This window comes from Streptomyces sp. NPDC056580, from assembly GCF_042793175.1.
GTDB lineage: Bacteria > Actinomycetota > Actinomycetes > Streptomycetales > Streptomycetaceae > Streptomyces.
On record NZ_JBHTVE010000006.1, the window covers coordinates 93758 to 112972 of the forward strand.

General features: G+C 74.4%; 16 protein-coding genes and 1 pseudogene. 13 read left to right on the top strand and 4 right to left on the bottom strand.

The window, feature by feature from the left end; genetic code table 11:
- Position 1: 1 nt before the first annotated feature.
- The 5 genes from ACFQ9Z_RS14245 to ACFQ9Z_RS14265 all read left to right on the top strand — a co-directional run bounded on the left by ACFQ9Z_RS14245 (position 2) and on the right by ACFQ9Z_RS14265 (position 7245).
- Positions 2-1756: a discoidin domain-containing protein gene (locus ACFQ9Z_RS14245; RefSeq protein ID WP_383016100.1), complete on the top strand. Its 1755-nt coding sequence runs from the start codon at positions 2-4 to the stop codon at positions 1754-1756.
- A gap of 31 nt (positions 1757-1787) precedes the next feature.
- On the top strand, positions 1788-4238 hold the full coding sequence (locus ACFQ9Z_RS14250) for a glycoside hydrolase family 3 C-terminal domain-containing protein (protein WP_383016103.1): 2451 nt from the start codon (positions 1788-1790) through the stop codon (positions 4236-4238).
- A gap of 62 nt (positions 4239-4300) precedes the next feature.
- Positions 4301-5341, top strand: a complete 1041-nt coding sequence (locus ACFQ9Z_RS14255; protein ID WP_383016107.1) for a LacI family DNA-binding transcriptional regulator — start codon at positions 4301-4303, stop codon at positions 5339-5341.
- A gap of 111 nt (positions 5342-5452) precedes the next feature.
- On the top strand, positions 5453-6679 hold the full coding sequence (locus ACFQ9Z_RS14260; RefSeq protein ID WP_383016112.1) for an MFS transporter: 1227 nt from the start codon (positions 5453-5455) through the stop codon (positions 6677-6679).
- A gap of 83 nt (positions 6680-6762) precedes the next feature.
- Positions 6763-7245 (top strand): DUF6174 domain-containing protein, encoded by a 483-nt coding sequence (locus tag ACFQ9Z_RS14265; protein ID WP_383016115.1) that lies wholly within the window; start codon positions 6763-6765, stop codon positions 7243-7245.
- A gap of 117 nt (positions 7246-7362) precedes the next feature.
- Here the strand turns inward: ACFQ9Z_RS14265 and ACFQ9Z_RS14270 are convergent, their stop codons facing one another.
- Positions 7363-7917: a TetR/AcrR family transcriptional regulator gene (locus tag ACFQ9Z_RS14270; protein WP_383016118.1), complete on the bottom strand. Its 555-nt coding sequence runs from the start codon at positions 7915-7917 to the stop codon at positions 7363-7365.
- Positions 7918-8279: 362 nt separating this feature from the next.
- Between ACFQ9Z_RS14270 and ACFQ9Z_RS14275 the strand changes: the two genes are divergently transcribed.
- Complete coding sequence (locus ACFQ9Z_RS14275) at positions 8280-9152, top strand: SGNH/GDSL hydrolase family protein (protein WP_383016121.1); 873 nt, start codon at positions 8280-8282, stop codon at positions 9150-9152.
- Between the two features lie 89 nt (positions 9153-9241).
- The gene (locus ACFQ9Z_RS14280; RefSeq protein ID WP_383016124.1) at positions 9242-10045 is read left to right on the top strand and encodes a maleylpyruvate isomerase family mycothiol-dependent enzyme; all 804 of its coding nucleotides are present in this window, start codon (positions 9242-9244) and stop codon (positions 10043-10045) included.
- A gap of 35 nt (positions 10046-10080) precedes the next feature.
- Here ACFQ9Z_RS14280 and ACFQ9Z_RS14285 read toward each other — a convergent pair whose 3' ends face one another.
- Positions 10081-11244, bottom strand: a complete 1164-nt coding sequence (locus ACFQ9Z_RS14285) for a PP2C family protein-serine/threonine phosphatase (RefSeq protein WP_383017141.1) — start codon at positions 11242-11244, stop codon at positions 10081-10083.
- Positions 11245-11514: 270 nt separating this feature from the next.
- On the opposite strand from ACFQ9Z_RS14285, the gene ACFQ9Z_RS14290 reads away from it, so the two are divergent.
- The 4 genes and pseudogenes from ACFQ9Z_RS14290 to ACFQ9Z_RS14305 all read left to right on the top strand — a co-directional run.
- Entirely contained in the window at positions 11515-12780 is a 1266-nt protein-coding gene (locus ACFQ9Z_RS14290) for a glycosyltransferase family 4 protein (RefSeq protein WP_383016127.1), read from the top strand.
- Positions 12777-13601 (top strand): transferase, encoded by an 825-nt coding sequence (locus ACFQ9Z_RS14295; protein WP_383016130.1) that lies wholly within the window; start codon positions 12777-12779, stop codon positions 13599-13601. Before ACFQ9Z_RS14290 ends, ACFQ9Z_RS14295 begins: the two co-directional genes overlap by 4 nt.
- A 58-nt stretch (positions 13602-13659) precedes the next feature.
- Positions 13660-14418 (top strand): IclR family transcriptional regulator, encoded by a 759-nt coding sequence (locus ACFQ9Z_RS14300; RefSeq protein WP_383016133.1) that lies wholly within the window; start codon positions 13660-13662, stop codon positions 14416-14418.
- A 174-nt stretch (positions 14419-14592) separates the two neighbouring features.
- Positions 14593-15282: pseudogene (locus ACFQ9Z_RS14305) on the top strand (PP2C family protein-serine/threonine phosphatase); the annotation flags it as partial.
- Between the two features lie 9 nt (positions 15283-15291).
- Here ACFQ9Z_RS14305 and ACFQ9Z_RS14310 read toward each other — a convergent pair.
- The gene (locus ACFQ9Z_RS14310) at positions 15292-15717 is read right to left on the bottom strand and encodes an ATP-binding protein (protein ID WP_383016136.1); all 426 of its coding nucleotides are present in this window, start codon (positions 15715-15717) and stop codon (positions 15292-15294) included.
- A 202-nt stretch (positions 15718-15919) separates the two neighbouring features.
- Between ACFQ9Z_RS14310 and ACFQ9Z_RS14315 the strand changes: the two genes are divergently transcribed.
- Both ACFQ9Z_RS14315 and glpK read left to right on the top strand, forming a co-directional pair.
- Positions 15920-16687 carry an IclR family transcriptional regulator gene (locus tag ACFQ9Z_RS14315; RefSeq protein ID WP_383016139.1) on the top strand — a complete coding sequence of 256 codons (768 nt, stop codon included), beginning with the start codon at positions 15920-15922 and terminating at the stop codon, positions 16685-16687.
- Positions 16688-16732: 45 nt separating this feature from the next.
- Positions 16733-18247: a glycerol kinase GlpK gene (gene glpK / locus ACFQ9Z_RS14320; protein WP_383016142.1), complete on the top strand. Its 1515-nt coding sequence runs from the start codon at positions 16733-16735 to the stop codon at positions 18245-18247.
- Positions 18248-18296: 49 nt separating this feature from the next.
- Here the strand turns inward: glpK and ACFQ9Z_RS14325 are convergent, their stop codons facing one another.
- Complete coding sequence (locus tag ACFQ9Z_RS14325; RefSeq protein ID WP_383016145.1) at positions 18297-19193, bottom strand: FAD-binding oxidoreductase; 897 nt, start codon at positions 19191-19193, stop codon at positions 18297-18299.
- Positions 19194-19215: the final 22 nt, after the last annotated feature.

Genomic DNA, 19215 nt, shown 5'->3' on the forward strand with positions numbered 1-19215 from the left:
CATGACCCCACCACCCCGCACCCGCGCGCGCCGACTCGCCGCGCCCCTCACCGCCGGCCTGCTGGCCGCCGGCGCCCTCACCGCCCTGCCGGCCGCGCAGGCCCACGCGGCCGGCAGCGTCGTGAAGGTGACCGGCGGCCAGGGCGCCTGGCAGCTGACCGTGGACGGAAAGCCGTACCAGATCAAGGGCCTGACCTGGGGGCCGTCCATCGCCGACGCCGACCGGTACCTGCCCGACCTGAAGTCCATGGGCGTCAACACCATCCGCACCTGGGGGACCGATGCCGGCAGCAAGCCGCTGTTCGACTCGGCCGCCGCGCACGGCATCAAGGTCATCGCCGGGTTCTGGCTGCAGCCTGGCGGCGGACCGGGCAGCGGCGGCTGCGTGAACTACCTCACCGACACCGCGTACAAGAACCAGATGCTCGACGAGTTCCCCAAGTGGGTGCAGACCTACAAGGACAACCCCGGCGTCCTCATGTGGGACGTCGGCAACGAGTCGGTGCTCGGACTGCAGAACTGCTACAGCGGAACCGAACTGGAACGCCAGCGCGACGCCTACACGGCCTTCGTGAACGACGTGGCGAAGCGGATCCACGCCGTCGACCCGGCTCACCCGGTCACCTCCACCGACGCCTGGGTCGGCGCCTGGCCGTACTTCAAGAGGAACGCGCCCGACCTCGACCTGTACGCCGTCAACTCCTACAACGCCGTCTGCGACGTGAAGTCCGCGTGGGAGCAGGGCGGTTACACCAAGCCGTACATCGTCACCGAGACCGGTCCGGCCGGTGAGTGGGAGGTGCCGGACGACGCGAACGGCGTGCCCCTGGAGCCCGGCGACCGGGCCAAGGCCGACGGGTACACCCGGGCCTGGGACTGCGTCACGGGACACCGGGGAGTCGCCCTCGGCGCCACCATGTTCCACTACGGCACCGAGTACGACTTCGGCGGCATCTGGTTCAACCTGCTGCCCGCCGGCCAGAGGCGGCTGTCGTACTACGCGGTGAAGAAGGCGTACGGCGGCGACACCTCCCACGACAACACCCCGCCGGTGGTCTCCGGGTTCACCGTCGAGGGCGACGCCGGCCGGGTGCCGGCGGGCCGGGACCTGACCCTCGCCGTGCGGGCCGCCGACCCGGACGGGGACCCGCTCTCCTACGAGGTGCTGGACAACAGCATGTACATCGACAAGAGCAAGGAACTCACCCCGCTGCCCTTCACCGACCTCGGCGGCGGCCGCCTCAGGGTCACCGCGCCCGACCGGCCCGGCGTCTGGAAGATGTACGTCAAGGTGACCGACGGCCACGGCAACGTCGGAGTCGAGACCCGGTCCGTACGGGTCGTGCCGCCCACCCCGGACGGCACGAACCTCGCCCTCGGCAAGCCCGCCACCGCCTCCTCCTACCAGGCGGGTTACGGGGACTGCCCGTGCCCGGCCGGCAACGCGGGCGACGGTGACCAGAAGACCCGCTGGGCCAGCGACTGGAGCGATCCGCAGTGGATCCAGGTCGACCTCGGCGCCCGCACCGCCTTCCGGCACGTCCAGTTGCTCTGGGAGGCCTCGTACGCCAAGGCGTACACCGTGCGGACCTCGGACGACGGGCAGAACTGGCGCACCGTGCGCACCGTGGCGGACGGCAACGGCGGCGTCGACGACCTCGACGTCACCGGAACCGGCCGCTACGTCCGCGTCGACGGCACGGCGCGCGGCACCGGCTGGGGCTACTCGCTGTACGAGTTCGGCGTCTACGGCTGACCGCGACGGTCGGCGACACGAAGGGGTGAGGATGGCCGACGAGGACGAACTCGACCGGCTGCTCGGCAAGCTGACCCTGCGGGCCGCGGTCCGCCTGCTGACCGGCGCCACCACCTGGCGCACGGTGGCCGAACCATCGGTCGCACTGGGCCAGTTGGTGATGTCGGACGGCCCGGCGGGCGTGCGCGGGGAGGGGTGGGACGAACGCGACACCTCCGTCCTGCTGCCCTCGGCCACCGCGCTCGCCGCCACCTGGGACGAACCACTGGTCGAGGAACTCGGCGGCCTCCTCGCCTCCGAGGCCCGGCGCAAGGGCGTGCACGTGGTCCTCGCGCCGAACCTCAATCTGCACCGCAGCCCCCTGGCCGGGCGGCACTTCGAGTGCTTCTCGGAGGACCCGCTGCTGACCGCACGGACCGGGGCCGCCCTCGTCCGGGGCATCCAGGCGCACGGCGTCGCCGCCACGGCCAAGCACTACGTGGCGAACGACGCCGAGACGGACCGGCTGACCGCCGACGCCTCGATCGGCGAGCGGACGCTGCGCGAGGTGCACCTCGCGCCGTTCGAGGCGGCGGTGGCGGCCGGCGTCCGGCTGGTCATGGCCGGGTACAACCGGGTGAACGGCACCACCATGACCGCCCACGAACTGCTGACCACGCCGCTGAAGGACGAGTGGGGGTTCGACGGCGTCGTCGTCTCCGACTGGGGCGCCGTACGCGGCACCCGGGACACCGCACGCGCCGGACTCGACCTCCAGATGCCCGGCCCGGCGGGGGAGTGGGGCGAGTCGCTGGCGCGGGCCGTGGAGGCGGGGGAGGTCGAGGAGCGGGACGTGACCGGAAAGGTGCGCCGGCTGCTGCGGCTGGCCGCGTGGTGCGGCGTCCTCGGCGGCCCGGACCGCCCGGACCGCCAGGCCCGGCCGTTGCTGCGGTCCCGGCAGGCGCGGGTCCTGGCCCGCCGGGCGGTCGCGGCCGGAGCCGTACTGCTGACCAACCGGGGCGTCCTGCCGCTCGATCCCGGACGCCTCGGCACGGTCGCCGTCATCGGCGCTCCCGCCGCCCGCACCCGCACCCAGGGTGGCGGCAGCGCCGGCGTCTTCCCGCAGGACGAGGTCTCGCTGCTGGACGGTGTGCGGGCCGGCCTGCGCGGCCGGGCCCGGGTCGTCCACGTACCCGGTCCGGCTCCGGACGGCCCGCCACCGCCCCTGGACATGACCCTGTGCAGCGATCCGCGCACCGCCGCCCCCGGTGTGCTGCTCCGCGTCCTGGACTCCGCAGGCGCCGAGCTGTACGCGGAACACCGGCGCGGCGGACGGCAGTTGGAACCCCCGCTGCCGCCCGGTGCGCACACCGTGGAGATCAGCGCGCGACTGCACCCCCGCACCTCCGGGACCTGGCGCATCGGCATCGCCGGATTCGGGCGTCTCGGCCTGCGCCTGGACGGACTGCCGCTGCTGGACGGCGTGTTCGCCCCGGCGACCGACGACCCGGCCGTCGTCCACGTGAGCCCGCCCACCCAGGTGGTCACGGCCGGGCTGACCGCCGGCACCACTCCGCTGCTGGTCGCCCGCCGGGAACTCGCCCCCGGCACCGGCCGGGCCACCGTCGTCGGCGCCGAGCCCCCCGCGCCCGGCGCAGCCGCGGCCCTCGCGGCCGCGACCCGGGCGGCGCGCGAGGCGGACGCGGCGGTGGTGGTGGTCGGCACCGGAGAGCAGCACGAGTCCGAGGGACGCGACCGCACACACCTCTCGCTCGGCCCCGAACAGGACGCCCTGGTCCGCGCGGTCGCCCGGGCCAACCCGCGCACCGTCGCAGTGGTCAACAGCGGCGGACCGGTGGAACTGCCCTGGCGGGACGAGGTCGGCGCCCTGCTGCTCGCCTGGTTCCCCGGCCAGGAGGGCGGCGGCGGCCTGGCCGACGTGCTGCTGGGCCGGACCGAGCCCGGCGGGCGGCTGCCCACCACCTGGCCCGCCGTGCTCGCCGACGCCCCCGTCGCCCGCACCGGGCCGCACTCGGGCCGGCTCCGCTACGACGAGGGCGTGCACGTCGGCCACCGCGGCTGGCTCCGCGCCGGGCGCACACCCGCGTACTGGTTCGGGCACGGACTGGGCTACACCACCTGGGCGTACGAGGATCTGTCCGGCCCGGTCCGGACGGTGGCGGGGGACGACCTCACGGTACGGGTGCGGCTGCGCAACACCGGCACACGAGCCGGGCGGGAGGTCGTGCAGATCTACCTCGCCCGCCCCCGCCCGACCGAGGTCGACCACCCGCAGCGGTGGCTCGCCGGCTGGGCGGCGGTGCGGGCCCGGCCCGGGGAGACCGTGGCCGCCCAGGTGCGCGTCCCGGCGCGCGCCCTGTGCCACTGGGACGCCGCCGCGGGAGGCTGGCGGACGGAACCCGGGCCCTGCCTGGTGCTCGCGGGACGCTCGGCCGGCGACCTGCCGCTGAGCCTGGAGGTGGCCGTGGCCGGCCGGGCCTGAGTGCCGGGCGGCGGCGGAGAGCGCTCTATCCGCGCGGGCCGCCGGCCCGTTAGGGTGCGGGGATGAGCAGACAGGCCCCGACGCTCGAGGACGTCGCCCGGGAGGCCGGCGTCTCCCGGGCGACCGTCTCCCGGGTCGTCAACGGCGTGCGCAACGTGGACCCGGCGATCCAGGAGACGGTCCGCCGCGCCATCGAACGGACCGGGTACGCGCCCAACCGGGCCGCCCGCTCCCTCGTCACCCGGCGGGCGGAGACCGTCGCCCTGGTCGTGTCCGGCGCCGGGGAGACCTCCGGCGAGGCCCAGGCGGCCTTCGCCGCCCGGGTGTTCGCCGACCCCTTCTTCGGGCGGGTGGTCGCCGGGATCGTGGGCAGGCTGCGGCCCCGCTCGGTGCACCCGGTGCTGATGTTCGCCGAGTCCGCCGAGGCCCGCCAGGAGGTGCTGACCTATCTGCGGCAGGGCCGGGCCGACGGCGCCCTGGTCGTCTCCAGCCACGCCGACGACCCGCTGCCCGCCCTGCTGGCCGAGGCCCGGCTGCCCGCGGTGCTCTTCGCCCGCCCCTCGCGCCCGGTCCCGCTCAGCTATGTCGACCTGGCCCACCGGGACGGCGGCCGGCTCGCCGCGGAGCACCTGCTCTCCCGCGGCCGGCGCAGACTGGCCACGATCTGCGGCCCGCTGGCGGTCGCGGCCAGCCAGGAGCGGCTGGCCGGCTTCCGCGACACCCTGGCCCGCCACGGCCACCCCTACGTGCCCGTGGCCGAGGGCGGCTTCACGCTGGACAGCGGAGTCGCCGCGATGACCGACCTGCTGGCCGAACACCCCGACCTGGACGGAGTGTTCGCGGCGAACGACCTGATGGCCCAGGGCGCCTGCCAGGTGCTGCGCGAGCACGGCCGCCGGGTGCCCGGGGACGTCGCGGTGGTCGGCTTCGACGACTCCACCGTCGCCGCCACCTGCCGGCCCGCGCTCACCACCGTCCGCCAGCCGGTGGAGGACATGGCGGCCGACATGGCCCGGCTGCTCGACGAGCACATCCACGGCACCCGCACCACCCCCACCTCGGTCGTCTTCGACCCCGAACTGGTGGTCCGGGACTCCGCCTAGGGCCCGCAGGACCTGCGCGCCCGGCCGGTCCCGGTGGCCGGAAAAGCGCCTCGTGCCCGACGGACGGTCCCCGGTACGCGGCCGCCGGGCGCCGGGCGCCTAAGGTTGAGTGTGATCAGTGACGCCACAGAAGGCCGCGGGCAGGACCGGCGGACGGGCCGGCGGCGGCCGGGTTACCTGGCCGCGGCGGCCGTCTTCGCCGTCGGAATGCTCGGCACCACCCTGCCCACACCGCTGTACGGGCTGTACCGGCAGCAGCTCGGCTTCTCCGAACTCGTCGTGACGGTGGTGTTCGCCGCCTACGCGGTGGGCGTCATCGCCGCCCTGCTGATCGCCGGCGGCTTCTCCGACGTGCTGGGGCGGCGGCCGGTGCTGCTGGCGGCGCTGGGCCTGGCGGCGCTCAGCGCGGTGTGCTTCCTCACCGAGGACGGGCTGCCGCTGCTGTACGCGGGCCGGGTGCTGTCGGGCTTCTCGGCCGGTCTGCTGAGCGGCACGGGCACCGCGGCCGTCCTCGAACTGGCGCCGAAGGGACGGCAGGCCCGGGCCGGGTTCGCGGCGACCGCCGCCAACATGGGCGGGCTGGGGCTCGGGCCCCTGCTGTCCGGCATCCTGGCCGAGTACGCGCCGCAGCCGCTGAAGCTGCCGTTCGCGGTCCACCTGGTGCTGCTCGCGGCGGCGGCCGCTGTCGTCTGCGTGCTTCCGGAGACCGTGCACCGCACCCACCCGAGAGGGTCGCTGCGGCCGCAGGGGATGACCGTGCCGCCGGAGGTGCGCGGAGTGTTCGCGCCGTGCGCCCTCGCCGCGTTCGCGGGCTTCTCCATGCTCGGGCTGTTCACCGCGGTCGCCCCGGCCTTTCTCAGCCAGACGCTGGGGGAGCGCAACCTGGCCGTCGCCGGCGCCGTCGTCTTCTGCGTGTTCTGCGCCTCCACCGGCGGACAGCTGCTCATGGGCCGGATCGGCGCCCGCCGCGCCCTGCCCTGGGGCTGCGCGGTGCTCGTCGCCGGACTCGTCCTGATCGCGCTGTCCCTGCTGCTGACCTCCTTCCCGTTGCTGCTCGCCGGCGCGCTGACCGGCGGCGCCGGCCAGGGCATGGCGTTCCGGGCGGGCCTGAGCGAGGTCAGCTCGGCGGCGCCGGAGGCCCACCAGGGCGCCACCATCTCGGCGTTCTTCGTCGTCGCCTACGTGGGCATCTCCCTGCCGGTCGTCGGGGTGGGCGCGCTGACGTCGGCGCTGGGACTGCGCGACGCCGGGCTGGTGTTCGCCGGGTGCGCGGTCCTGCTCGTCGCGGCCGCGGGCGCCCGGGTGAGCCGCATCCTCTCCCGGGCCTCCGACCGGTGACGAGGACGTTGCGGACCTCGGGCGAACGTCCGGCCCCCCACCGGCGTCGAAGGAGGGACAGCCGACGAAGTGAGAGGTGTCCCATGACATCCGTACGCCCCACATCCCGCTACCCGCTGCCGCGCCTCGCGTCGATCGCGGGCCTGGTCTGCGCGGTCGCCGCCTGCCAGGGGCACACCGTGTCCACCCATCCGGCGCTGACCAACGCCTGGCGGGAGCCGTCCGCCTACACCTACACGCTGCGCTCGACCGGTGGGGAACGGGCGCTGACCGGCTCGTTCCGCGTGAGTGTGCGGGCGGGGAAGGTGGTGCGCGCGGCCGGTCTGGACGCGGAGAGCCGCGCCGCCGTCCGGCGCTCGCCCACGCTCGTGCCCACGATCGGCACGCTGCTGCGGGAACTGGAGCGGGCGCGGCGCGAGGGCGCGGACCGGGCCGACGCACAGTACGCCTCCGCCGGGTACCCGCGCCGCATCACCGTGGACTGGTCGGCCGACGCCGTCGACGACGAGGTCCAATACGAGATAAGCGACTACACGCCCGGTGCGGCAGGGCCCGCGGGCAACTGAGCACCGCTCGCCGGGCGCAGACGTGCGGGCGCAGACGTGCGGGCGTACGGGTGCGGGCTTATGCGTGCGGGCTTATGCCTGCGGTGTACGTGTGGGGCAGCGTGTACGGGGGGCGGTTCATTCGCGCGGGGTCAGGACCTCCTGCAGGAGCGCGCCGTAGCGCCTGATGAGTTCCTTGCGGTCGGTGCGCAGCAGGCCCTCGTCCCGGGCCACCCACAGGCCGTAGAGCAGGCCGCCCGACATCGCCGCCGCCAGCCGGGCGCGCAGGTCGGCGTCGGGTCCGCGCAGCCGGTCGCGCAGGGGTGCGATGAGCGTCTTCTCGTGGGTCTCGCGCAGCCGGTCGAGGATCTGCGGCTCACCGCTGCCGTGCACCAGGGCCAGGAAGATGCCGCGGGCGGTGCCGTCCAGGTCGAGGAGGAGTTCGGCGAGCCGTTCGCCGAGCTGCTCCAGCGGCACGTCGAACAGCGGCTCGTTGTCGATGGCCAGGTGCATCGTCTCCAGGAACAGCAGTTCCTTGCTCTTGAAGTGACGGATCACCAGCGCCGGGTCGGTCCCGGCGGCCGCGGCGATCCGGCGGACGGTGGTCCTGGCGAACCCCTGGTCCCGGAACAGCCGGGCGGCTGCCTCGTGGATGGCGTCACGGGTGGTGGAACCGGAACCGGTCTGCAGCATGCGGCACAGCTTAGGCGGCGCCCCGTCCGGCTTCCCGGGCTCTCGGCGACCGCTGCGCCGACAGGGCGTGAAACGGCCGCTGACCGGCTGGATGATCGGGATACGTGAGTGTTTCAAGAAGTTCCGTCAACATAGTTGACTCGCCGCTGCGGCGCCCGCACATTACCTATCAGTAGAACCATCAGGTAATCCTGTGACCGGTTCTGCACGGCCGTCGACGTGCGCGTTCGAGCCCGCGCTCCGCCGGCCGGCGCTTCGCCCTGCTCGAGCCGCACCGTTCTCGTGAACCAAGCCCGCGGGGCACCGCTGTGCCCGCGCGCTCCCCTCGCGCCCCACGCGCCCCCACCGAGAAGAGGGAGCAGATGCCCATGTCCGCACTGCGCCGTGTCATGACCGCGACAACAGCCGCCGCCGGTGCTCTGGCGCTCGGCCTCACCGGTACCACCGCCCAGGCCGCCACGCCGCTGAAGTACGCGGCCCTCGGCGACAGTTACAGCGCCGCCTCGGGCGTCCTCCCGGTCGACCTCTCCAGCCCGCTCTGCCTGCGCTCCACCGCCAACTACCCGCACGTCCTCGCGTCCCGCACGGGCGCCCGCCTCACCGACGTCACCTGCGGCGCCGCCCAGACCAAGGACTTCACCGCCTCCCAGTACCCCTGGGTCGCGCCGCAGGCGAACGCGGTCACCACCGACACCGACCTGGTGACCCTGACGATCGGCGGCAACGACAACGGCACCTTCATCAACGCCATCGTGTCCTGCGGCACCGCCGGCGTCCTCAGCGGCGGACAGGGCAGCCCCTGCAAGGACAAGTACGGGACCTCCTTCGACGACGCGATCGACGCGAACACCTACCCCGCCCTGAAGCAGGCCCTGGGCAGCGTCCGTGCCAAGGCGCCGGGGGCCCGGGTGGCGGTGCTCGGCTACCCCTGGATCACGCCCGCCACCGCCGATCCGTCCTGCTTCGACAGACTGCCGCTCGCCTCGGGGGACGTGCCCTACCTGCACGCCATACAGGCCCACCTCAACGCCGTCGTACGGCGCGCCGCCGAGGAGACGGGGGCCGTGTACGTGGACTTCGCGCAGGCGTCCACGGGCCACGACGCCTGCCAGGCCGCCGGCACCCGGTGGATCGAACCCCTGCTGTTCGGGCAGAACATCGTCCCGGTGCACCCCAACGCCCTGGGCGAACAGCGCATGGCCGAGCGCACCATGAGCGTGCTCGGACTCGGCTGACCGGCGGCCGTCCGCCCGGCTTGCCTTCGAGCGGACTCCAGCGTCCACACTGGACGCGACGGATTCCGCAACGACGACGGGCGCGGCCGATGGAGATCACGAGCAGGGCGGGGCACCCGCTGCCGTACGACACCTACGTCGAGGAGATCGCGCGCGAGACGCTGCGCTTCGCCGAGGCGGTCGACGGCGCCGACCCCACGAGCGCGGTGCCCTCGTGCCCCGGCTGGACCCTGGCCGACCTCGCCCGGCACGTGGGCGGGCTGCAGCGCTGGTTCTGCGCGTTGCTGACCCGGCTGGTCCAGGAGCCGCCACGCTCCCGGGACGTGGAGCTTGGGCTGCCGGACAGCCCGGCCGCGTATCCCGGCTGGGTGGCGGCCGGGGTGCCCGCGGTGGCGGCCGTGCTGCGCGACACCGACCCCGAGGCGCCGATGTGGACCTGGGGCGCGGACCCGCACGCCCGGTTCTGGGCCCGCCGGATGCTGTTCGAGACACTCGTGCACCGGGTGGACGCGGAGCGCGCCGTCGGCCGGGAGCCGGACATCGGCCGCGTGCCGGCGGCGGACGGGGTCGACGAGTTCCTCGTCAACCTGCCCCACGCGGGCCTCTTCGCCCCCGGCGTGCGGGAGTTGCGCGGCGACGGCGAGACCGTCGCGTTCCGGTGCGCGGACTCCGGCGAGGAATGGCGGGTGCGGCTCGGCCCGGACGGCTTGTGTCCGCTGCCGCCCGCGGACGGCGGCGCCGCGCGGCCCGGCCCGTGCACGGCGGCCGTACAGGGGCGGGCGGCGGATCTGCTGCTCCTGCTGTACGGCCGCACGTCCCGCAAGGATCCCGCCTTCGCCGTCACGGGCGAGACCGCTCTCCTCGACCACTGGTTCGCCCACACGGCGTTCTGACCGCACCACCGGCCCCGCCCGGCCGCCGCCGCTCCCTACGGCTCGCCCGCCCCCGGCTCCTCCGCCCCCGGCTCCTCCGCCCCCGGCTCGCCCGCCCCCGGCTCGCCCGCCCCGGGTCCGCCCGCGGGCGGCTCGCCGGCGAGCAGACACGCGGCCAGCGCCGCGGTGTCGTCCTGCAGCCGGTTGTCGCTGTAGGCCAGCAGGTCGTGATGGAGCCGGTCCAGCAGCTCCCGGGGCGGCAGCGGGCCCCACTGGCTCAGGCGCTCGGTCAGCGGGTAGAAGGAGCCGTCCGCGTTCCGCGTCTCCGTGACGCCGTCCGTGTACAGCAGGAGCTGGTCACCGGGCCGGAACCGGTAGGCGTCGACGTGGTACGCGTCCCCGACCAGCACGCCGAGGTTCAGCGGCGGCGCCGACCGCCCCCGGTCCAGCTCGCGCACCTCACCGGGAAGGATGAGCAGCGGCGGAGGGTGGCCGCAGTTGACGACGCGGACGACCCGGCCCCCCTGCGGCACCTCGGCGAACACGGCCGTGACGAACCGCTCGCCGGCCTCGCCGCCGCCGAGCTGCGTCGCCCTGCGGCTCATGCTCGTCTCCACCCGGGCCGCCAGGGCGGGCAGATCGGGCTCGTCGTGCGCCGCCTCGCGGAACGCGCCGAGCAGGGCGGCCGCGGTCTCCACGGCCAGCAGCCCCTTGCCGCGGACGTCGCCGACGATCAGCCGGACACCGAACCGGGTGGGCACGGCCTCGTACAGGTCGCCGCCGATGCGCGCCTCCGCCGCCGCGGAGAGGTACAGGCTCTCCAGGCACAGGTCGCCGATCCGGTGCGGCACCGGCCGGAGCAGCACCCGCTGCGCGATGTCGGCCACGAAGCGCACGTCCGCCAGGGTGCGCTCACGGCGGACGCGGTGCGCGGCCAGGATCGTGCCGAGGGCGCCGACCAGAGCGGTGCACACGTACGCGGCCACGTAGTGCCGCTCCCACAGGTAGCCCACGTCCCGGCCCGCGCAGCACGGGGTGCCGGCCAGCACCGCCTCCAGGAACACGGCGAACGCGGCGGCGGCGACCACGCCGGCGGGCCGGTGGGCGAACGCGGTCGCCAACGGCAGGGCGATCAGCACGAAACTCACCGGCCACTGCACGGGGGTGAAGGGCTCGAGCAGCAGCACGGCCGCGACGAACATGACCGGCAGCCAGCGCATCCACGCCGGGGCCACCGGTGGCCCGATCCGCGAGACGGTGCCGTCCCCCGGCCTGTGACCGGCACGTCCGTGCTTCACCCCGCGCACTCGCCACTCCCGTCACACGATCCCGACGGCCCAGCCTGGTGTGCCGGGCCGCGGCGCACCGGTGATTGCTCCACACAGCGGCATGTTCCACCCCCTCGGCCATCGGGCGCGCCGCCCCGCTCCCGGAGACACGAACTGGTAACAGCGCACAACTGCCGGGGAGTCGCCGACGTCTGCACCGGCATGAAGATCTCTTTCCTGCTCCACAACGCCTACGGGATCGGGGGGACGATCACCACGACGTTCAACCTGGCCCAGGCACTGGCCGAGCGGCACGACGTGGAGATCGTCTCCGTGTTGCGGCACCGCAAGCGCCCCCAGCTCACCCCCGACCCCCGGGTGAGGCTGCGGCCGCTGGTCGATCTGCGGCAGGAGAAGGACCACGCGTCGCACCGGACACCCGCGAAGGTGTTCCCCGCCGCCGAGTACCGCTACCGCCAGTACAGCCGCCTGACGGACGAGCGGATCGCCGAGTGCCTGGCGGCCACCGACGCCGACGTGGTCATCGGCACCCGGCCGGGACTCAACGTGCACCTCGCGCTGCAGGCGCCCGAGCGGGTGCTGCGCGTCGGCCAGGAACACCTCACGCTGGACAACCACCCGCCACGGCTGCGCACCGCGCTGCGCCGGGCCTACCGGCGTCTCGACGTCCTCACCACGGTCACCGAGGCGGACGCCCGCGACTACCGGCGCCGGATGCACCTGCCCGGCGTCCGCGTCGAGGCCCTGCCGAACAGCGTGCCCGATCCGGTGCTCGCGCCCGCCGACGGACGCGCGAAGATGATCGTGGCGGCCGGCCGGCTGGTCCCGGTGAAGCGCTACGACCTGCTCATCCAGGCGTTCGCCCGGGTCGCCAGCGAGCACCCCGACTGGCACCTGCGCATCTACGGGGCGGGCGAGCAGCGGGACGCGCTGCGGGCCCGCATCGAGCGGCTCGGGCTCAGCAACAACGCCTTCCTGATGGGCCCCGCCGCGCCCATGGAGGCGGAGTGGGTGAAGGCGTCCATCGGGGTGTCCACGTCCTCCTTCGAACCGTTCGGCATGACCATCGTGGAGGCCATGCGCTGCGGCCTGCCGGTCGTGAGCACCGACTGCCCCTACGGTCCGGCCGAGATCATCCAGGACGGGGTGGACGGCCGGCTGGTGCCGGTCGGGGACCGGGACCGGCTGGGCTCGGCGCTGCTGGAGCTGGTCCGCGACGACGAACGCCGCCGGGCCATGGGACGGGCGGCCGCCGAGAACGCCCGGCGCTTCGCTCCCGGGAGCGTGGTGGCGCGTGCGGAGGGCCTGCTGGCGGAGGCCGTGGCGGCCCGGGCCGCGGGGCGCAGCCGCAGGGGGACGCGGCGGGACGTGCGGCGGAGCATGGTGAGCCACGGGTTCGCGGCTCGCGACATCGCCAGCACCGCCTCCGGGCGGATGCTGCGGACTCTGCGCGGGGGGCAGCGGTGACCACGGGAAGCGGCGCCGGAGCGCGCGTGAACTGCGTCGTGGACGCCGAGGGCCGCATCGTCCTCGAACTGCCGCCGCCCGCGGCGGCCCCCCGTCCGCACCTCCTGCTGCGGCTGCGGCCCAGGAACGGCGAACCCGTCACCGCCCGGCGCGTCCTCGCCCTCGAAGCCGTGGCCGACGGGCCGTCGCGTGCCGTCCTGGAGCCGATGCCCGCCCTGGAGGAGGGACGCTGGGACGCCTTCCTGCTGCGCGATCCCGACGACGACGCACCGGTACGGCTGCGGTCCGGCCTGCGCGACCTGCGGGCCCTCGTCGACGGGCACCTCAGGGACCGGCCGTCGCCGGTGGCGGTGCGGATCCCGTACGCGACCAAGGAGGGGTATCTCGCGGTACGGGCCTGGCTGCGTCCGGCCCACGCGGAGGCCGGCCGGATCGACGTCGGCGACCGTTCGACGACGGTCACCGCCCGGCTGCACGGCGCCACGCTCCTGGACGGCGCCGTCGTCCGCCTGCGGATGCGGGGGAGCGGCGGCCCCGAGCGGGACGTCCGGCCGGTGGCCGACGGCGACCGCCGGGGCTTCGGCTTCACCGTGGACCATGCGGACCTGGCCGCCGGAACCCCGGCCGAGGGCGGCGTCTGGGACGTCTTCGTCCACCCGGACGCCGACGCGCCCGCGGTCCGGGTCGCCCGGTTGCTGGACGACGTGGCGGACCGCAAGGCCTCGTTCGTCCACCCTGCCGCACGGGCGGGCTCCACCGCACTGCGGGCCTATTACACACTCGACAACGATCTGTCCATCCGCGTGGCCGCGGCCGGCTGACCGCCCGGCGCCCGGGGCGAGTCTTGCCCGTGCCGGGCGCCCGGCGCACGCTGGTGCTATGCGCGCCCCCGACAGCCCCACCCTGATCACGTCCGTGCAGCGCGCGTTCCGGCTCCTCGAGGCGGTCGGCGCGCACCAGAACGGCGCGCCCGCCAAGCAACTGGCCCGGGAGACCGGCCTGCCCCTCGCCACCGCCTACCACCTGCTGAGGACGCTGGTGCACGACGGGTACCTGCGCAAGCTCGACGACGGCGGCTTCGTGCTGGGCGACAGACTGCAGACGCTGCACGCCACCGGCCGCGCACAGGCGCTGCTCAACCGGGTCCGGCCGACCCTGGCCGCGCTGCGCGACGAACTCGCGGGCGCCGCCTACCTCACCTTCTACGAGGACGGCGAGATCAGGGTCGCCGAGATTGTCGACGGCCCGCGCGCGCCCCGGGCCGAGCTGTGGGTGGGCTTCGAGGACGCGGGCCACGCCACCGCCCTGGGCAAGTGCGTACTGCGTGAACTGGACGACGACGCCCGCCGCGAGTACCTCTCCCGGCACGGCCTCGCGGACCTTACGCCGCGGACCGTCACCAGCCTGGCCGAACTGCTCAGACAGCTCGACTCCTCCCCGCTCGCCCCGGCCGTCACCGACCGCGAGGAGTACGCGCTGGGCACCGTGTGCGTCGCCGTGCCCGTCTACAGCGGGGACGTCCTCGGCTCACTCGGCGTCTCCCTGCCGGCGGAGCGGCTCCCCCGGCTGCCGGAGATCGGGGCCCGGCTGATGCCGGCCGCGGACCACGTCACTCGCGGCCTGTCGCTCACTATCTGAAAATCCGCTCCTTGTGGCCGCCCCGCCGCGCCCGTTCTCCTGGAAGGCGAGAACAGGGCTGGGAAGCAACCCGTACAGGTGAGGACTGCGCGACAGGTGAGCGAATCCGGACAGAACCCGAGCCGGCGCCGGGGGCACGGCGGCGGCCACCGGCCGACACGGCTGCTCAGCAGGGTCCGGCTGATCGTCGGCGACGTGCGCGGCAAGGGGCTGCCCGCGGTGAGCACCGCCGCCCTGGTCCTCGGTGTCTTCCGCGAGGCCGCCTGCGACGAGCCCGGGCTGCTGGCCGTCGTCGGCAGGATCGAGCGCAGCCTGGCGCGCAACCTCGGGCCGGACGACTTCGTCACCGCCGTGGTCGTGGGCTGCCGGCGGCCCGGGCAACTCGAGGTCGTCAACTGCGGGCACGCGCCGCCGCTGCTGATCCCCGCGTCCGGGGGAGTGGAGCCGGTGGAGCCCGCCCGCCCCGCGCCGCCCCTCGGGCTGCGCGCGCTGTCCGGCGAGCACCCTGAACTGCACCTGCTGCCCTTCGCGGACGGCGACCAGCTGCTGCTCTACACCGACGGGGTCACCGAGGCCCGCGATCACGCGCGTGAGTTCTACCCGCTGGCCGAAGGGGTGGCGCGGCACGTGTCCGAGGATCCGGCCCGCACCCTCTCGGCGGTCCACGACGACCTGCTGAGCCACGTAGGCGGCCGACTGCACGACGACGCGGCTCTGCTGCTGCTCCGCAGGCGGTGCGCCGATCAGGCCGACGGGAGCGGGCGGGCGGACGGCGGGCGCGCGCCGGCCGCGGAGGGCGCCGATGTCAGCGAGAGGTCCGGCGCCCGGCCCGTGGCCGCCGGCTGCCGCGGCGGATCGCGCTGACGGCGGTGGTCAGGCCGCCACGAGGTCGGCCCAGCGCGTGAAGCGGCCGGGACGGACGTCCATGCCGTGCCGGGTGGCCAGGGCGTGCACGATGCCCTCGCCCCGCCCGTGCTCGTCCGGGTCGGCCCACGCGGGCGACTGCCCCGCGGGCCGGACCGGTCCCGCGTCGGTGACCTCCACCCGCAGCACGCCGGGCCCGCCGCCGGGCGTCCAGGAGAGCCGCAGCACCGCCGGTGGCAGCGCGTGCACGATGGCGTTGGTCAGCAGTTCCGACACCACCAGCAGCGCGTCCTCGACGACCGACGGGGAGACCTCCCAGTCCGCGAGGACGGCGTTCACCCGCCGGCGCACGGCCGAGACGGCCCCGGCGAAGGGCGGCAGCGCGAAGACCTGTTCGCGCGTCTCCCGCGCCAGCGTATTGAGCTGTACCGCCATTTTGGTCTCCTGGGGGGGGAAGCACTGCGGGCCAGGCGCCCGGCCCCGGCCGGTGCCGGGTCTGCATGGCACGCTAGGAAGCGCCGGCCGACCGGTCAATGAACAGGGGTCGGCATTGCCGAACGGGGCCATTGCCGAGGGGCCACCGTACGTCTGCCGCGCACGCGAAGCGAATCTCCCGCATCGGTAATAGGCTCGGTCCATGGCCGGTCCGGTCCAGTCGATCGAACGGGCGGCGGCGATCCTGCGCCTGCTCGCCGGCGGCCCCCGACGACTCGGGCTCGGCGAGGTGGCCGCATCGCTCGGGCTCGCGAAGGGAACCGCCCACGGCATCCTGCGCACCCTGCAGCACGTGGACTTCGTGGAGCAGGATTCGGCCACCGGGAAGTACCAGCTCGGGGCCGCCCTGCTGCACCTCGGCACCAGCTACCTCGACGTCAACGAACTGCGGTCCCGCTCCATCAACTGGGCCGACGCCCTGGCCGCCCGCAGCGGGGAGGCGGTGCGGCTCGGCACCCCGCTGGAGGGCAAGGTCCTCGTCGTGCACCACGTCTTCCGGCCCGACGACAGCCTCCAGACCCTGGACGTGGGATCGCTGCTGCCGCTGCACGCCTCCTCGATGGGCAAGGTCCTGCTGGCCTTCGGCACGGCGCCGTTCGAGCAGGCCCTGGAGTCCGGACTGGAGACCTACACCCGGCACACCCTGGTCAACCCCGACCGGCTCAACCGCGCCCTGGCCGAGGTGCGGGAGCAGGGGTGGGCCGCCGAGATCCAGGAGATGATCATGGGCGAGGCCGGCGTCTCCGTGCCGATCCGGGGACACGGCGGCCTGGTCGTCGGCGCCATCGGGCTGTCCGGACCGGTCGAGCGGGTCTGCGACAACCAGGGCCGGCCCCGGCCGAACCTGATCACCCTGATCCGGGAGGCGGCACGGGCGATCTCCAAAGACCTGGGCGCGGCCCGCTGGTAGGCCCTTCCCGCTCCCCGCGCGACGCATCGGAAGGTGGACCCGATCATGGTTGACCGGTACGTGATGTCCATCGATCAGGGCACCAACTCCACCCGCTGCATCCTGTTCGACCACCGGGGCCGGCTGGTGTCCGTGGCACAGCGGGAGCACGAGCAGCACTTCCCGAAACCCGGCTGGGTGGAGCACGACGCCGTCGAGATCTGGCAGAACCTGCGGCGCATCGTGCCCGAGGCGCTGTCCGACGCCGGAGTCGACGCGGGGCGGATCGCCGCCATCGGCCTGGCCAATCAGCGGGAGACGACCGTGCTGTGGGACCGGCGCACCGGCGTCCCGCTGGACCGGGCGATCGTCTGGCAGGACACCCGCACCGCACCGCTCGTCGAGGCCCTCGGACGCGACCCCGGCAGGGAGTTCTTCCTCGACCGGTGCGGTCTGCCGCCCTCCACCTACTTCTCCGCGCTGCGCCTGCGCTGGCTCTTCGACCACGTCGGGGACCTGGAGCGGCGCGCCAGGGACGGCGAGGTGCTGTTCGGCACGATGGAGACCTGGCTGATCTGGAACCTCACCGGCGGCGCCGACGGCGGACTGCACATCACCGACGCCACCAACGCCAGCCGCACCATGCTGATGAACATCCGCACCCTCACCTGGGACGAGGAACTCCTGGAGTTCTTCGGCGTGCCCCGTGCGATGCTGCCGGAGATCCGGTCCTCCGCCGTGCCCTACGCCGAGGCCAGCGCCCTGCTGCCGGGGGTGTGGATCACGGCCGCGCTCGGCGACCAGCAGGCGGCCCTGTTCGGCCAGACCTGCTTCTCCCCGGGCGAGGCCAAGTGCACCTACGGAACGGGCAGCTTCCTGCTGCTCAACACCGGCGCCGAGCCGGTCCGCTCCCGGCACGGGCTCCTCACCACCGTCGCCTACCGGATCGGCGACCGGCCGCCGGTGTACGCCCTGGAGGGCTCCATCGCCGTCACCGGCTCACTGGTCCAGTGGTTCCGCGACCGGCTGCGGCTGATCAACAGCGCACCGGAGATCGAGACCCTGGCGCGGACGGTCGAGGACAACGGCGGCTGCTACATCGTCCCCGCGTTCTCCGGCCTGTTCGCGCCCCGCTGGCGCAGTGACGCGCGCGGGGTGATCGTCGGTCTCACCTCCTACATCACCAGCGGCCACCTGGCCCGGGCGGTGCTGGAGGCCACCGCCTGGCAGACCCGGGAGGTGGTCGACGCGATGAACGCCGATTCCTCGGTGGCGCTGCGGGAGCTGAAGGTGGACGGCGGCATGACCGCCAACAACCTGCTGATGCAGATCGTCGCCGACGTGCTCGGCGTCCCCGTGGTGCGGCCCATGGTCGCCGAGACCGTCTCCCTCGGCGCCGCCTACGCCGCCGGACTCGCCGCCGGCTACTGGCCGGACCTCGAGGTCCTGCGCCGCAACTGGCACCGGGCCGCCCAGTGGCTGCCCGACATGGACCCCGCCCTGCGCGACGCGGAGTACGAGGACTGGCAGCGAGCCGTCGAACGCTCCCTGGGCTGGGTCAGACCACCCCGCTCCACGTGACTGCGCGGGCGGCGACGGTCCGCGCACCCCGCGCGCGCGGCCGGCGTTCTCAGGCCGCTGCCGAAGGGCGGACGTTCTGGTTGAGGCGGAACAGGTTCGTCGGGTCGTGGGCGTCCTTCACCCGGACCAGCCGCTCGTGCACCGCGCCGGGGTACGCGGCGCGCACCCGGTCCCCGGCGGCGTCACCGGTGAAGTTCACGTACATGGAGCCGTCACCGTGCCGCGCGACGTCCTCACGGGCCGCGCGGGCCCAGGCGACGTGCGCGTCGAAGCCGGCCGCGCCGGGCGACCGCGCGATCACGTTGCACAGTACGCCCGGCGCGCGCCGGCTGAACGCCGTGGCCTCGGCCGGCACCCGGGCGAACGCCCCGCCGAGCTGGTGCAGATGCACCTCGCTGAAAGGGGTGGGCGTGGTCAGATGGTGCCGCAGCGCCGCGTCGAGCGCGTCGTCGGACGGCTCGACGAACGCCGAGGTGAAGTAGTTGTGGGCGCCGGGCGTCCACAGCGGGTCGAGCAGTGACTGCACGTCCGTGTACGGCAGCGGCCCCATGAGGTCGGCGATCGGCGTACCGAGGGTGCGCAGCGGGCCCACGGCCGCCTCGCCCGCGGCCGGGTCGCCCGCGTACATGCCGGCCAGCACCACGAGGCGGGTGCCGTGCGCCTCCGGCGGCAGGGACGGCAGCGGGGGCGCCGTCGTCAGGGCGACCATGGTCGTCAGCTCGTCGGGCATGCCGCCGGTCAGGTCGCGCCAGCCGGTGACCACCCGCCGTGCCTGCGCGAGGGGGTAGAAGATCAGCCCGCCCAGCACCTGGGGCCCGACCGGGTGCAGCCGGAACTCCAGCGAGGTGACGATGCCGAAGTTGCCGCCGCCACCGCTGGCGACCGGGCGGTCCTCGACCGTCACGGCGAAACCACCGAGGAGCCGGATGCGTACCTCATCGGCCATGACTGTCCTCACGGGCAGGCTA

Excerpts from the sequence above, each read along its gene's own strand:
- ACFQ9Z_RS14245 (WP_383016100.1), top strand. The coding sequence starts at position 2 with ATGACCCCACCACCCCGCACCCGCGCGCGCCGACTCGCCGCGCCCCTC.
- ACFQ9Z_RS14250 (WP_383016103.1), top strand. The coding sequence starts at position 1,788 with ATGGCCGACGAGGACGAACTCGACCGGCTGCTCGGCAAGCTGACCCTG.
- ACFQ9Z_RS14255 (WP_383016107.1), top strand. The coding sequence starts at position 4,301 with ATGAGCAGACAGGCCCCGACGCTCGAGGACGTCGCCCGGGAGGCCGGC.
- ACFQ9Z_RS14265 (WP_383016115.1), top strand. The coding sequence starts at position 6,763 with ATGACATCCGTACGCCCCACATCCCGCTACCCGCTGCCGCGCCTCGCG.
- ACFQ9Z_RS14270 (WP_383016118.1), bottom strand. The coding sequence starts at position 7,917 with ATGCTGCAGACCGGTTCCGGTTCCACCACCCGTGACGCCATCCACGAG.
- ACFQ9Z_RS14275 (WP_383016121.1), top strand. The coding sequence starts at position 8,280 with ATGCCCATGTCCGCACTGCGCCGTGTCATGACCGCGACAACAGCCGCC.
- ACFQ9Z_RS14280 (WP_383016124.1), top strand. The coding sequence starts at position 9,242 with ATGGAGATCACGAGCAGGGCGGGGCACCCGCTGCCGTACGACACCTAC.
- ACFQ9Z_RS14285 (WP_383017141.1), bottom strand. The coding sequence starts at position 11,244 with ATGCGCTGGCTGCCGGTCATGTTCGTCGCGGCCGTGCTGCTGCTCGAG.
- ACFQ9Z_RS14290 (WP_383016127.1), top strand. The coding sequence starts at position 11,515 with ATGAAGATCTCTTTCCTGCTCCACAACGCCTACGGGATCGGGGGGACG.
- ACFQ9Z_RS14300 (WP_383016133.1), top strand. The coding sequence starts at position 13,660 with ATGCGCGCCCCCGACAGCCCCACCCTGATCACGTCCGTGCAGCGCGCG.
- ACFQ9Z_RS14310 (WP_383016136.1), bottom strand. The coding sequence starts at position 15,717 with ATGGCGGTACAGCTCAATACGCTGGCGCGGGAGACGCGCGAACAGGTC.
- ACFQ9Z_RS14315 (WP_383016139.1), top strand. The coding sequence starts at position 15,920 with ATGGCCGGTCCGGTCCAGTCGATCGAACGGGCGGCGGCGATCCTGCGC.
- glpK (WP_383016142.1), top strand. The coding sequence starts at position 16,733 with ATGGTTGACCGGTACGTGATGTCCATCGATCAGGGCACCAACTCCACC.
- ACFQ9Z_RS14325 (WP_383016145.1), bottom strand. The coding sequence starts at position 19,193 with ATGGCCGATGAGGTACGCATCCGGCTCCTCGGTGGTTTCGCCGTGACG.